At 51.2% G+C, this 13,354-nt stretch carries 11 protein-coding genes and 2 pseudogenes; 5 read left to right on the top strand and 8 right to left on the bottom strand.

Annotated features, from left to right (window positions below; genetic code table 11):
* Together Q7V06_RS00190 and Q7V06_RS00185 are read left to right on the top strand one after the other, a co-directional pair.
* A pseudogene (locus Q7V06_RS00190) lies at positions 1–256 on the top strand (class I SAM-dependent methyltransferase); the annotation flags it as partial.
* Between the two features lie 12 nt (positions 257–268).
* Positions 269–1,150, top strand: coding sequence for a TdeIII family type II restriction endonuclease (locus tag Q7V06_RS00185; protein ID WP_304836327.1), 882 nt, complete (start codon positions 269–271; stop codon positions 1,148–1,150).
* Between the two features lie 142 nt (positions 1,151–1,292).
* Here Q7V06_RS00185 and Q7V06_RS00180 read toward each other — a convergent pair whose 3' ends face one another.
* Genes Q7V06_RS00180 through cdhA form a run of 8 tightly spaced genes read right to left on the bottom strand, consistent with a single transcriptional unit; the run spans position 1,293 to position 11,675 of the window.
* Positions 1,293–2,054 (bottom strand): AAA family ATPase, encoded by a 762-nt coding sequence (locus Q7V06_RS00180; RefSeq protein WP_304836324.1) that lies wholly within the window; start codon positions 2,052–2,054, stop codon positions 1,293–1,295.
* Complete coding sequence (locus Q7V06_RS00175) at positions 2,051–2,854, bottom strand: AAA family ATPase (RefSeq protein ID WP_304836321.1); 804 nt, start codon at positions 2,852–2,854, stop codon at positions 2,051–2,053. The genes Q7V06_RS00180 and Q7V06_RS00175 overlap by 4 nt, the downstream gene beginning before the upstream one ends.
* A 51-nt stretch (positions 2,855–2,905) precedes the next feature.
* The gene (locus Q7V06_RS00170) at positions 2,906–4,762 is read right to left on the bottom strand and encodes an ASKHA domain-containing protein (protein WP_304836318.1); all 1,857 of its coding nucleotides are present in this window, start codon (positions 4,760–4,762) and stop codon (positions 2,906–2,908) included.
* Entirely contained in the window at positions 4,759–6,195 is a 1,437-nt protein-coding gene (acsC, locus tag Q7V06_RS00165) for an acetyl-CoA decarbonylase/synthase complex subunit gamma (RefSeq protein ID WP_304836315.1), read from the bottom strand. Before acsC ends, Q7V06_RS00170 begins: the two co-directional genes overlap by 4 nt.
* A 13-nt stretch (positions 6,196–6,208) precedes the next feature.
* The gene (gene cdhD, locus Q7V06_RS00160; protein WP_304836313.1) at positions 6,209–7,420 is read right to left on the bottom strand and encodes a CO dehydrogenase/acetyl-CoA synthase subunit delta; all 1,212 of its coding nucleotides are present in this window, start codon (positions 7,418–7,420) and stop codon (positions 6,209–6,211) included.
* Positions 7,417–8,793, bottom strand: coding sequence for a CO dehydrogenase/CO-methylating acetyl-CoA synthase complex subunit beta (gene cdhC / locus Q7V06_RS00155; RefSeq protein ID WP_304836310.1), 1,377 nt, complete (start codon positions 8,791–8,793; stop codon positions 7,417–7,419). Before cdhC ends, cdhD begins: the two co-directional genes overlap by 4 nt.
* A 3-nt stretch (positions 8,794–8,796) precedes the next feature.
* Positions 8,797–9,333: a CO dehydrogenase/acetyl-CoA synthase complex subunit epsilon gene (gene cdhB / locus Q7V06_RS00150; RefSeq protein WP_304836307.1), complete on the bottom strand. Its 537-nt coding sequence runs from the start codon at positions 9,331–9,333 to the stop codon at positions 8,797–8,799.
* The gene (gene cdhA / locus Q7V06_RS00145) at positions 9,330–11,675 is read right to left on the bottom strand and encodes a CO dehydrogenase/acetyl-CoA synthase complex subunit alpha (protein ID WP_304836303.1); all 2,346 of its coding nucleotides are present in this window, start codon (positions 11,673–11,675) and stop codon (positions 9,330–9,332) included. The genes cdhB and cdhA overlap by 4 nt, the downstream gene beginning before the upstream one ends.
* Positions 11,676–11,879: 204 nt before the next feature.
* Here cdhA and Q7V06_RS00140 point away from each other — a divergent pair, with 204 nt between their 5' ends.
* The 3 genes and pseudogenes from Q7V06_RS00140 to Q7V06_RS00130 all read left to right on the top strand — a co-directional run.
* On the top strand, positions 11,880–12,218 hold the full coding sequence (locus Q7V06_RS00140; RefSeq protein WP_304836300.1) for a hypothetical protein: 339 nt from the start codon (positions 11,880–11,882) through the stop codon (positions 12,216–12,218).
* Positions 12,219–12,690: 472 nt separating this feature from the next.
* On the top strand, positions 12,691–13,014 hold the full coding sequence (locus tag Q7V06_RS00135; RefSeq protein ID WP_304836297.1) for a V-type ATPase subunit subunit G family protein: 324 nt from the start codon (positions 12,691–12,693) through the stop codon (positions 13,012–13,014).
* Between the two features lie 3 nt (positions 13,015–13,017).
* Positions 13,018–13,354, top strand: a pseudogene (locus Q7V06_RS00130) (V-type ATP synthase subunit I); the annotation flags it as partial.

Genomic DNA, 13,354 nt, shown 5'->3' with positions numbered 1-13,354 from the left:
TGCAAATGGAAAGAGCAGATCGGCTAAAGAGGCATACCAGAAGGATATTGCCGAGGTCTTCCGCCGGGTTCTTCGCTCAATGCATGATGGGGGTCGATTTATTGTCGTCGCAAATGATCAGGATAATCTCTATGGTGATATCGCTGCTTCATTGGATGTTGAAGTGGAGAATATCATTGAGCGGCATGTCAACCGGAGAACCGGGAGGCGTTCGAAAGAGTTCTTTGAATCGATTTTTATCTGGCGCAAGATCTGAATGTGAGATACGATGAATGAAGAAACAGAGATGAAAGGTGCGATCCAAGGTGTGATTCAGCAATTGATGGATCGTGTCATGGAGAACGTCCTCTATAAGGATCCGTTTATTATAGAAGAGCATTTATCAAAAAAACCCCTTTATGCGGCTCTCGTTCCCGATGAAATATTCAAGGGGTCCCATTTTGAAAGGCGATTTGTCACACCTTTTGGAAAAGCCTGGGAGAAACTGGCTGTTGTTGCGGCGACTCATGGTCTTGGTTATGGTGAGATGGGTTATCGTATCGATGGCTTGATACCAAAGGGTCAAATTCAGAGAATCTCAGAGGTTCTTAACCGATTAGAGCATTCTGGGAAAGGTCAGAGGAAAACACTCCCTGATTGGAAGAGCGAATTATCCTATATCAGGGAGGGAAAGGGCGAACCCATCCCAGTGTCAGTGATCTGTGATCTTTATGTCGAGGACAAAACTGCAAACAAACGATATGCATTTGAATTAAAGGCGCCTTTGCCAAACAGCGATCAGACGAAAGTCAGTAAGGAGAAAATATTGAAACTGCATTGTATGGATCCAAAATTGGTGGATGGTGCCTTTTTTGCATTGCCGTATAATCCCTACGGTACACGTGAAAATTACTCCTGGAGTTTCCCTGCTCGCTGGTTTGATATGAAGCACGATGATGTCGTTTTAATAGGTGACGAGTTCTGGGAGACTATTGGGGGTGCTGGAACCTATAATGCCTTCATTTCAGCGGTTAATGAAATTGGTGTTGAATATAAAGAGCGAATTTACCGGGAATATCTCGGAATTGAACCCCCGAAAACCTATGATCCTGTGCTAACATTGCTCCATGAACCTGTTTTAGAGTATAAAACAGAAAAGGACGAAGATTGATTGTATGCAGAGAATTTAGTATCCTCAAAAAATACAGATTGGGGATTCTGTTGAAGCGGGAAGCTCTCTTTAGACGATCGCAATCGAACAGCTCATCGGGATATTCTCTGCACACCCATGAATCCGAAAAATAGATCTGGATTTAATATCCGGCCCTCGCCAGTATCTGCTTCACTGAGAGGTATCCTGGTGCATCTGATGGGATATCAAGCAATGATCTGCCAAGGAGTACATACTCCTGCACAATGGGGTCCTGCACCACTTTTCCGAGATACTTGTGAGGCAATATCGACTCTGCACGCTCCTCCTCAGATTCCGGGAAGAGATAACTGCCAACGAGAGAGAAGCGGCCTGCATTGATCCGAACCTCTCTGATGATGCGGTATGCACGACGGACATGCTCAAAAGACCTGCCTGAGGGGCCGATGATATCGAAGATGTCATCGACATCTGTTGTTACCTTCCGGTTCAGGTGTTCAAGTCCTGCCGGGGAGTCTATGAGCACATACCGGTAGTTCTTCACGATGGTGCCAAGCGCTCCCTTCAGGGCAGAATCAGGGAGGCAGTAACACCCCTCAATCCATTTCGTCCCAACAGCGATGAGATCAAACGATCCGCCTTCATAAAGCCCTTCTTCCCAGATTCGACTTTCTATTCGCTCTGTTGGTGCGATGCCCCTGGTCGTTCCACCTCTCCTGATGAAGGTATCAGTGATCAGATCTGCAATCGTCTTCACCCCTGAAGATTCGAGATCGATACCCACCATCTCTGCCAGACTCTGATCGGGATCCAGATCAATAAGGAGGATTGGCGTCTCTCCCGTCTCGATGAAATATTTTGCCATCAGTGCGGTGAAACTCGTCTTTCCTGTCCCTCCCCGCCCAATCGTCACCAGTTTCTTCATGCGATATCACCCTTTTTGCCTGAATGCATATCCTCTATGATCGTATCATACAGTATTCTGACAGCTTTAACTGCTTTTTCACCGGAATCAGGCGAGATCACCTCTCCCCGGACACCTGCACGACGGACCGCTTCATCAAACGGAATGCATCCTATCAGGGTGATACCATGATCCTCTGCAAACTGTGCCACAAGATCTTCCTCCTCTTCTCCCTCGATCTGGTTTCCGACCAGATACACGTTCTTTGGACCAAAACCTTCTGCAAGATCATGGATCTTCTTTGCAGTTCCGAGTGATTTCGAATTGGCATCTGATATGATAAGCAGCAGGTCAACATGATCTGCGGTCCCCCGCCCGAGATGCTCAACCCCTGCCTCGAGATCCAGGATCACATCGTCATCCTGTTTAACAATAAGATGCCGCAGGAGATTTCTCACCAGTGCATTCGCCTGGCAGGTGCACCCTGATCCCATCGATGTCACCGTTCCCATCACCATCAGGTGGACACCGGCAGGCGTTGCCAGTGCATACTTCTCGATGATATCCTGAACGGTAAATGTGAGATTATAAACACCAGGATAATCTGTCTTCGTCTTTTTGTTGATGAGTCTGGTATTCTTTGCAATCGGAAGCAGATGGTGCGCTTCATCTGGTGTCAGCCCAAGTGTCAGGGCAAGGTTGGGTGAACTGTCCGCATCGATTGCGATCACCCGGTGCCCTTTACCTGCTGCAATCGATGCCAGGGTGCCTGCAATGAATGTCTTGCCGACCCCGCCTTTACCTGATACTGCAATCTTCACGACGTTCACTCCCCATAGAGTCTGAAAAAGGTAAGAATTCCCAGGTACGCATCAGAGGACATCTCCTTCACCAGAAGAATACCGGAAGTACTCCTCTTTCCCCGGAATAGAGAGGGCTGCTGTGTACTCCTCAATGAAGTCCGAATCGACAAGAAGATCGATGTAGACCATCATCCTGGCGATCTTCTGCGCTTCTCTTCGTTTCTCAAGCGATACCAGTGCTGCATATGCCCCCTTCAGGGATGTGTTTCCGACAGGATGAACCTCAGCAAAGGGAAATGAAGGGATGATCCCAAATGCCACTGTGTTCTGCAGGTTGACAAAGGCACCAAACGCCCCTGCAAGGTAGATATGCCGGATATCCGTCACCTTCAGGCGGTACTTCTTCATCAACACACCGATACCCCCGCAGAGGGCTGCTTTTGAATCCATAAAGTAGTCCATATCCGGCTGTGTGATGACGATATCATGGCCTGTTGCGGATTCAGCTGCTGGCACCAGCACATACTCAGGGCCCGCATGCCCGGTGCGAACCAGAGGGTGGGATTTTAGGATACCTTTGAAGTCGAGGATACCTGCCTTAAACATGCCGGTGACTGCATCGATTAATCCTGATCCACAGATGCCCCGGGGCCGTGCCCCGCCGATCACCATCACATGCGCCTCACCGCTATCCGGCTCAATTGCAACCCGTTCGATCGCCCCATGCATCGCCCGCATCCCGGAACTTATCCCGGCCCCTTCAAATGCCGGACCAGATGCACATGAGATCGAAGCGATCCAGTCTTTGTTTCCCAGAACGATCTCCCCGTTTGTACCGAGATCGATGAATAATGATAGTTCGGATCCACAATGCAGACCGGAACTGAGCACCCCCGCAACTGCATCACCACCAACGAACCGGCTCACATTCGGGAGGCAGTAGCAGTATGCCCCGGAATGGAGATTGATCCCAAGTGCCTGTGCTTTGCGGATGAATGGCTTTCTTTGTACATCAGCATCAGCCAGCTCAAGGTATCCGGGATCGATAGCGTTGATCAGGTGGGTCATGACCGTATTGCCGCCGATACAGATCTCCATCAGATCATCCGGCCGCACCCCGGCCGATTCCGTAACACGTGTAATAACGTAATTGATACTCTCTGCTGCTGCCTGCTGGAGGAGACGGAGACCTTCTGCATTTCGCGCAAAGGAGATCCGCGTTATCACCTCTTCTCCATACGTAATCTGCCGGTTCAGGGTGGCCTCCTCTGCAAGCACAATGCCTGACTCCAGATCAACGATTGCACAGGCGATCGTTGTTGTTCCAAGATCGAGGGCGATACCGAGTGGTGTTTTCATCTCCTCTTCAGAGATGAGATCGATCAGCTCCGGATACCCATTGGTTTCTGTCAAGAGAGCCTTCAGCCTGGTATCGGATCCGGTGATCTTCTGGTACATCGCTTCACTGATCGTGGGCCGGGGGCCAGAGTAATTCAGCAGCCGAATCGACCGAACTGATAATGGAAACACAGGATCAGACCGGATCTCAAGCGGATACGTTCTGACGGACGGAGCCATCCCGCCACAATCACACTCTCCGAGGAGCCCACAGAGGATCTGCGGCCGTTCGATCCTGCTCTCGACCGGAACGGTCACCTCCATATTGCCGGAGACAACAATCTCACAGGCGAGACGGTATCCGCGTCCCCTCTCTTCGGAGGAGAGGTGACTCTTCTGGGTGCGCCTCTTCTCATGATAATCACCGGAATCTATGATCACCCTGCATTTACCGCACTCCCCCTTTCCCCCGCAGATACTCTCGATCTGAACATTGGCACTCCGGAGAGCGGCAAGCAGGTTTGTTCCCGGCTGAACGGAGATGACCCTGTTCATCGGGTGAAAGACAATCTGACAGTCCTGTCTCATTCATCATCCTTCGGGGGCCAGTATTCTTCGATATACCGTTTCAGACCGGATGAGTCCTTCGGTCCAACAAGGATCCGCCAGCCACTTGCTTCTTCCATCTCACCACTCAATCGTGCTGCAAGGCCGGGAATTATCAGGGTATGGTGATCGACGAGTGAGTCGGCTTCGTACTCTTTCAATGCTTCAGCCATCGAGTCGGATGTCAGGTATCTACCAGCAACAGCACTCTCTACACTGATACCGCCGGTATCAACCACAATCAGGTGGCAGTCAATGTGTGCGGATTTTATGTCAGCCTCGACGGTGAAGAAGGTGAGTGCATAGTTTGTGGTAATAAGCAGGGGAGATTGTATATCCGGACTCCCGAATGTTCGTACGCCTGGATCCACGGAGACCGGTTTTCTTGGGTCTGTGTAGATGTTGAACCGCCAGATCAATTGCGGAAGGAGCACCCACCCTTCCATGCTATGCATGATGAGGAGATCTGCATACCGGGAGATGAGCCCCGCTGCCATGTATGTCTCCTTCCACCGGACTGCTTCTCTGGATAGTTCGTCACCAGCCCATGCGGCGATGGGGGTTCCAAGGAGCGGGAACCCGGCGAGTTCGTCATGGGAGGTGCATGCCGCCTTCCTGAGCATGGTGAAGGAGTATATCGTCCTGGCAAAACCACCATCGGGAAACGTGCCGGGGTCAAGGACCAGATCCATTAAACCACAGGCAGTGAGGGTCTTTGTGAGTGTTCTGAGAAGGGAGGGGTCACCGGGAGCAGATGCAACAAGCGGAGCATTGAACCGAAGTGCAAGGTCGGCCATCTCCCGCCAGTTCTCCTCATTTGCCGCATAGATGAGCGGGCGGCGCCCCTCTACCTCTAAAAGCCCTGCCTCCATAACGACGGGATCGAGGGTACAGAGGATCAGCGGGTATGAAGTGGCTGCGGCAGTTGTCCGGACCGCTCCCCTGAAGATCTCCGGATCACCCGACGTCGAACGGATAGCGATTCCGTCAAGCCGGATCTCACGCCCGATGTACTGGTACGAAAACCCTTCAATCGCTTCTATCCGCTGGATAATTTCTTCCTGCGTCATAGTGTCAGTCAGATCGATTGCAACCGGTGTCGGGTTATGATAGGTGAATTCGTGCCGATAGAGGACGTGCTTTCCTCCAATGGTCATTGCGTGCTCACCAGTTCCAATCGTGACCACTTTCACCGGAGGGGCGAGGAGGGCACTGAGATCATGCAGGAGACGGCTATATTTCTCTGATGCAAGTGGAGGACAGTCCGGTATCGTGTACTCGCCATTAACGAGCTTTGTTGCAAACGCCATACAGTTTGCCTCGCCACACTCCCCGCAGTTGGTCTTTGGCAGGAGTTTGTAGACATCTATCGGGCTGATCTCTTTGATGCTCTTCTTCTGCTGTATGTTTGCCATATCTACACCCCTCCTAACATCTCGTTCTCACCCAATCAGGTATCTGTGGCACAATGGTGTCCTGTTGCATCAACCATGATCTCAGATCCTGCATCGTTCTGACGGCCGCGGGATGCATCATCATGAATATGTCCACGCCGGCAAGGAGGAGGGTAAGTGCGTTGACCGTCTCCCAGACCGGCCCACGGATCTCGCGGGGTCCATAGATCGGCTCCATGTTCAGCCACGCCTCCCTCGCTGCCCATGCATTCGTGGATGCTGAGATGGTCGGGTGCTGGAGTTCGGCATCTCCCATCAGGGCTGCGTAGCGGGCACGCTCGTGGATGGTGAAAGAATATTCAAGCCCGTATCCGAGAGCGACCGTCGTGAGGTCCATGACGATCTCCTCCGGAGGAAGATACTCATACAACCGCCGGTTCAGCTCCTTTGCGCTGTTCAGTTCAAGGCCGGTGAAGGCAAGGAGTACATGGCCATTATCCCGTGCCGCAGTTGCAACCCCCTCGAGGGTTTTTGCCTCCGCCATATCAAGCGTGACCGAGTTGAGCAGCAGCCGCTCGCCGCATGCCCGTTCTGCAACCTCAGTAAAGACTGCGGCATCCTTCTTCGGATCCCCGCACCCTCCTATGATCAGCGGGACGTCAACTGCCTGAAGTACCTCTTCGACGGTATTTGCCGCATCTTCTGGTGAACGGTCTTTGATCAGGGGATCAGTACTCATCAGATGCACAGTCACCAGATCGGCACCGAACTGCTCGACATTCATCCTCGCCCATTCAGCCGGATCGTTGACCACATCGAGAACAGCTGCTTTCAACGCTTTTGGAAGGGAGATATCCATATCAAAGACATCCATCGCAATAGCAGTCCGGTTCACCGGAGGAGTCGCAGGGTGGGAGAATGCAGGTGTTGTTGATCCGCCGATGGTGACGGTACTCCCTCTGCTGCCCCCATCTTTTTTGGTGGCTCCGAGTGTCACCTCACGTATTGTACCGGGATACCGCTCAGGTGGGGGATTGAACTCCTCCCGGATCAATGAGTTTGGTCGTGCCGGTGGTTCGGGGAGGGAAATTCCCGGTGCCCCTCCAATACCAATTGGAATAAAGAGCTCGAGATCTCCAATCTCCATCTTGAAATTCTCAAACTCAACCTGCTCGACGCCTGAGAGGAGTGAAAGCAGGCGCTGTCCGAGAAGAGTATCTGCAGAATTTTTCGGTTTTTGGGTCATTGCATCTCCCCCCGACCTGGTTTTTTTGGCTGTACGGGTTGGATGATCACCTTATCTGCGTAAATCCGGGCGTTTTTGAGGATGATCCGAAACCCTCCGGTTGTTATTGGGATCTCACCTGCTGTGAAGACTGCTGTCTCATTCGTCTCTTCACTCATCTCCACCCAGCGTCCCACAACCGGGTGGTTCTGTGTTTTTAGAAACTCTTTCAGCTCATCAATTGTTGTTGCATCCTTCTCGGTTGCAATCGCACCATACACAGATTCTGGTATATATTCAGAGAGCCGCGCCTTAATCTCATCAGGCATCCAGACGACTGCTTCATATCCGCCATCAGCCTGGAGGAACTTCCTGGATCGCATATACTCGATCGAGATCCCATGGAATCCATCAATCTGACGACCCCCTGCAGTAGAATCGGCCATCGTTGAGAAGGGAAGGCCGTTTACTGAGAGATCGCGAAAACCCCGGTGGACGATACCGTATCCCTCAACTTCAGGGATATAGAAGGCGATCCCCTCGAAACATCCGCACGAAGTATGCGGATATCCAAAGCCTGAGTACAGATAGATCCGTTCGACCTCACCCATTGATCGCTTTTTAGCACTCTCGTTGACACCGGTATACTCCCCCATTCTTGGATCAAGGCACTCGCCCTTATCGATCGGAAAGATCGGACCTTTGGGATCAATTCTGGCAGCTGCACGTCCGTCAAACCAGCTGATCGCACCGCAGTTTGCATACCGTTGTGGTGTTACGACACATACATGGGTCGGTGCAAAAGACTGGCAGAGTGCACAGCCATAGAAGACATCCACATCTTCGTCGGTAAGGCCGCGTGCCCGTGCATCGCGGGCTTCATAGATGGCAAGTGCCTGAGTATAATAGTCCCTGATCTGCTCCTGATCGGTGATGAAGGTGATCTCAATTGCCCTGATAATCGGAAGTTCGTTTCTGAAGAGTTCCTGCATCACCTCTCCGATCATGCGAAATGACGTGAGACCTTTTTTAAATGACTTCTTTGAGAGTCGAATCCAGATATCGTAGCGTTGGTTGAGGTGCATGAACCCCTCGATATAGTTGCAGTACTCATGGATACGCCGCTCGATCACCCCTTCCAGGTTCTCTTCAATCTCAGGGCCTGCTATCTCGATCAGTATCCCAAACGGATGGCTTTTCCCCTCTTTCAGCTCACTCAGATCCGGGCCGATGATATGAATTGCTCCCGGATCTATCTCCTCTTCAGGCTTCAGTCTGACGAGCTCGAATTTCTCACTCACCTTCGGCCCGCCGAGTTCAACCTGCATATCGCTCTTTCGGATCCGCTCACCCTCATGGACAAGCCCGACATCGACAGGAATGTCTTCGAACATTCTTCAAGCCTCCCTATTTCCGAGGATCGCCTCAAGGTTCATGATCCAGTTTTTAACCGAGATATTCGAGAATGACCACCTCGCATTCGGCTGATAGACATTGTCCAGGCTTATCGTCTTCAGGTTAGGAGCAAAATTCTTCAGCCCGGAGAGGATCGTCCATGCCATCTGGTAGGGGAGTCCGACGAAGATGGCAAGGTCATGCGGCCCTTTCCCGTCGACTCCCTGCCATGTGGGATCAGTGAGCCGGTTTCCGATATCCACAGCCGGCATCACCGCGTCAGGGGTGAAATTCCGTTTCAGGAACTCACTGTTTGTATTGGCGGTTGCAACCACCTGAATACTGCACCTTCTCGCCATGAGAATGATATAATCGATGAGTTTCTTCTCTTCAAGATCGATCTCCGCTGCAATGCTTCCTACAATGAAGATCGGCCGTTTTGCCCGCCTGATCATTGCATCTGCGATCTCGGGTTTGGTTATCAGGGAAGCCTTCTTCGGGCCTGCCACCTCAGCGGTCAGCCAGGCATCCTGACTCATGATGATCCCTCCTTCTTCTGAATCAGGGTGGGATCGGGGATCACCGTCTCTCTCCAGTCTTTTTCTTTCAGTATAGCGACGATATCCTCTTTCATCGTAATCGGGATGTCGGCCTCCAACCTGACGAACCGGTGGATATCAGTCGGCATCGATCCGAGAAGGCGGCGGTGGAGGTCAATATAATGCGTCAGTTTCAGTGCCCGTCCCCGGGAGGTGTCATTTGGTCGCATGGAGAGTTTTGCGATCATCACCATCGCCTCCTCCTTCGTCTCAACAGCGATAAAGAGGTGCTCAGGGACAGGCCCCACATAAACCTGTTCACCGGTCCTTGCATCGTTGACATACCAGTCATCATCATGATCGGACCTGCCAAGGAGCATACGCCGGTACTTGGTGCCGTGTGGCCCGACGATGACCGGGATACCGAGCCTCCAGAATCCGGCTGCAATTGAAGCTGCTTTCTGTGACATTGCTCCCCATGCCACCCCAACTGCTCCGACACGGTTGTAAACATAGTCTGCGATCTCCTCATAATTCCCACGGAGGTTTCTGCGTGCGAAGATGCTTGCGATCTTGACTGCGGCACCGGATATATGGGCGTTAGAGACACATGAACCGACATTTACCATACCTCCTGCCTCAAAATTTCCAGGATATATCTCGTATGGTGAGCGTCCATCCTCGTCCCGGTACATGCCGATGGTCATCGCGGCACACCCGGAGGTGCAGATGATGAAGCGCCTGTTTGCAAATTCTATCGCCATCTCTGCAAGTTCATGGCCGCCACCCGGATAGTTCGCACAGCCGACGAATGCAACGATCCCGGGTATCTCGCCAAGGACGATTGGTCCTCCGACCTGTCTTATTTCGATGTCCTGGATTGCACCCCGCCCGGCCCGGAGCCTGAATGCTTCGTTTTTGAGTTTTTCTCCGGCGGCAATGATTATGAGGGAGTGGATCGGGATATCCTGGGTGCATGCCTGCTCGCACTTGATGCACCCGACACAGGCATCGTATATCTCAGCAAGCATTGTGGGATCATTACGCCCGAAGGCTCTCATGGCATCGGAAATATGCAGGTCGTTTGGGCAGGCTCGCCGGCATTCCCTGCATTGAGTGCATCTTTTTGCCTCTTCGATCGCCTCATCAGGAGAGAGGATGCTCCCTTTCTTCTTCTTATGTTTTGGTCTCATCCGCATCGCTGTCCTGACAGCAATCTCTCCGACCATTTCTGGATTAAGGATAAAAGCCCCGTCAGTCCTGCCGCTAACTAAGTCATCGATGATTGCATCTGACCGGTCTCCTGTACGGTTTGGGAGACCGAGGCAGTTCTTCTCGCTTGTTGCGATCACCGGGATCTGGAGTGCACGTGCCTCGTCTAAGATATCTGTTCTGATACACTGCTCGTCAACAACGATGATATCGGGGATTCCACTTCTGACGTACCGGATTTGCCAGGAGATGGGGCCGATAATCTTCGCTTTTTGGGAGTAGCGGGTCATATCAATCCCGGTGCAGCAGATACCGGTTACTTCGATGGTACCAACCAGATCATTTTCCTGCATATAATCCATGATCTCAACAGCCGGGGGGACATTATGCCCGATAACCAATATCACCGGCTTGGTGGTGTCGACTGTTCCAAACCCGATATCGATCAGGGGAGCGTCAGGATCGGCTTTTGGCAGATGGTATGCAGAGACCTGTGCAATATCTGCCACCTCCATTGAGAGATGGTCGATCATTCCGGTATGGAACACTTTGGATTCCAGGTCGAGCGGGTTTCCCTCCTGTCCGGTATGGGTACAGGCAAGGAGCGATGTGATCTGCTGTTCTGCATAATCGAGTACCTGTTCAAGGTCGCCAAGTGTCTCAGGTTTAACTCCGCAGACGAGTCGGGTGATCGGTGCCTCAACCTTAATATTCAGGCCACCGGGATCGAGCCGTTCATCCTCTCCAAACTCGGTAATGAGATGGGTGACCAGCTCACGGGCATGGCTTGTATGGGTGGCAGCCCCAATACAGGCGGCGAGGAGGACTATCCGCGACTGTTGGGCAGGCATGGTGATGCCGCATGCACCCTTTTTGTCTCCGGTAAGGTCACACTTACCAAATGTACAAAGGCAGCAGAGATCGCAGAAAGGGAGATAAAATGGTTTGTACCGCTTCAGGAGAGTCAGGTCCCAGTCACGAAGTGCTGTAATCGACGGGAATGGAGTTGGCCCCTGCGGTTCATCCCATGTCTCCTGAGCGAGTCGGCCAACGGAAAACCTGATATCCTTGATCTGACCAATCTCGGTTTCTATCTCCTTGATTCTGATACTGATATCCCTCGTGCCCATAGTATACCACACCCTGCTATGATCAGCAGTGGGTAGTTGAGCACAAGCATAAGAGTATCGCATCAGCACTTCTCAAGAGGGGTGTTATTTCTTTTAAAATTGCCAGACACAGGCATGGCCTGAACCTGTCATGATAGATAGTTAGTAGAGCTGGTTATTCGGATAGTGGCAACGCTCTTATATCCGTGTGATACACTACCATGCATGCCGGATGTGAAACGTGATGAGGTTGGACGGAGAGTATTTCAGCTTAAGCAGCAGAGAAGCGTCGAAGAGGCAATAGCAATCATACGCTCTGAACAGGGAAGGAGGTGGAGCGACATATCTGAGGAGGATCTCGGGTCACTGCGCCTGATCCTTGAGGAACTCTGGTTACAGACCGATCGGGAGACCTGGAAGAGCTATTCCTTCTCACGACTGACACTGAATGATATCTTGTCGATCATTCGAATGGGCTACTCCATGAAGAATGGAACGCTCCCAAAGAAAGAGGCTCTGAATCTACTCGGGGAGATATTCAGGCATACAACCACACATGCCTGAAAAACTGATCCAAGTCTGATACAACTCCTAAAAACCCTAATATTCGCGCGCACGTTAGTTTGAGTCCAAATATCTATTTTATAGAAAAAACTCGTAAATTGAACTAATTTTGGTGCGAATGGCTGAGTTGTTCAATTCGAACCTGACTAATGGAAGACAATAACCTCTCCTTTGAATAATATTGTGAGATAAATATAAATATAAATATTACATTACACCCATAATTTCTGATGGCTGGTGCCACCAGAAAATGGAGGTGCCAATCACGTTACATTACCCACAGAACTCTGTTCTGCCCTGACTTCAGGAGGGTGTAGAGCTACCCGCCAGCATATGGTTTTCAGTGGTGAAACGGGCAGGGTTGTATAGGGGGTTTGGAGGGGCTTGGGTCAGCTGGATCGGCAGTGTCATCTGCGGCACTCTACTAGCCGTCTGGTCGAATGCACATGACTTGTATGATAAATGGTGAGACATGGTGTCGGAACAATCGCTATTGCAGGCAATCCGGAAGAAAGAACTCGAGATGAATGTCCAGATCGAGCAGGCACGATCTGATGCTGCGGCAATGATAGAAGAGGCACGAAAGGAGGCCGAAGCAATCATTGAGCGATGTATTGGAGAGGGGGAGAAAGAAGGCAGATCCTACTATGAAATAGAATTTGAGGTGATAAACAAAGAGATTGCCGACATCGGGGATTGGAGGAGAGAAGAGGAACTCGCAATCCGGAAACGATATGAGAAAAACGTACCCAAAGCGGTAGATACAATCATCGAACATGTAGGGGCAGGGTTGTAAGCGATGCTTCAGAGGATGGTAAAGGTTCAGGTGATCGGTTCGAAAAAGGATCTTGATTCTATCGTTGATACCCTCTATCAGGCTGGAACCATCCATCTGGAGGATGCTTCACGGAGTCATGAGCAGGGGAGAATCATCCTTCAGAAAGTTGAAGCAAAAGAAGCGGATGCGATTGCAATGAACCTCTCAAAGATTGAGGGTATAGCGCTGGTTCTTCCAAAACAACCTCCAAATCTCCGCAAGCAAAAGGAATTAGTACAAAAATTAAGTCAGGAGGGGCAGGAATCAATCCTTGCACGGGCACAGGAGGTCATCCATGAACTTGAGGCACCAACACGGG

It is taken from the genome of Methanocalculus sp. (genome assembly GCF_030651615.1).
Lineage (GTDB): Archaea > Halobacteriota > Methanomicrobia > Methanomicrobiales > Methanocorpusculaceae > Methanocalculus.
This window is presented reverse-complemented; position numbering and strand designations above follow the sequence as displayed.

Bases quoted from the DNA above. Each gene is read 5' to 3' on its own strand.
- Q7V06_RS00135 (WP_304836297.1), top strand. From the start codon at position 12,691: ATGGTGTCGGAACAATCGCTATTGCAGGCAATCCGGAAGAAAGAACTC.
- Q7V06_RS00170 (WP_304836318.1), bottom strand. From the start codon at position 4,762: ATGAGACAGGACTGTCAGATTGTCTTTCACCCGATGAACAGGGTCATC.
- cdhB (WP_304836307.1), bottom strand. From the start codon at position 9,333: ATGAGTCAGGATGCCTGGCTGACCGCTGAGGTGGCAGGCCCGAAGAAG.
- Q7V06_RS00180 (WP_304836324.1), bottom strand. From the start codon at position 2,054: ATGAAGAAACTGGTGACGATTGGGCGGGGAGGGACAGGAAAGACGAGT.
- cdhC (WP_304836310.1), bottom strand. From the start codon at position 8,793: ATGTTCGAAGACATTCCTGTCGATGTCGGGCTTGTCCATGAGGGTGAG.
- Q7V06_RS00140 (WP_304836300.1), top strand. From the start codon at position 11,880: ATGCCGGATGTGAAACGTGATGAGGTTGGACGGAGAGTATTTCAGCTT.
- cdhA (WP_304836303.1), bottom strand. From the start codon at position 11,675: ATGGGCACGAGGGATATCAGTATCAGAATCAAGGAGATAGAAACCGAG.
- cdhD (WP_304836313.1), bottom strand. From the start codon at position 7,420: ATGACCCAAAAACCGAAAAATTCTGCAGATACTCTTCTCGGACAGCGC.
- acsC (WP_304836315.1), bottom strand. From the start codon at position 6,195: ATGGCAAACATACAGCAGAAGAAGAGCATCAAAGAGATCAGCCCGATA.
- Q7V06_RS00185 (WP_304836327.1), top strand. From the start codon at position 269: ATGAATGAAGAAACAGAGATGAAAGGTGCGATCCAAGGTGTGATTCAG.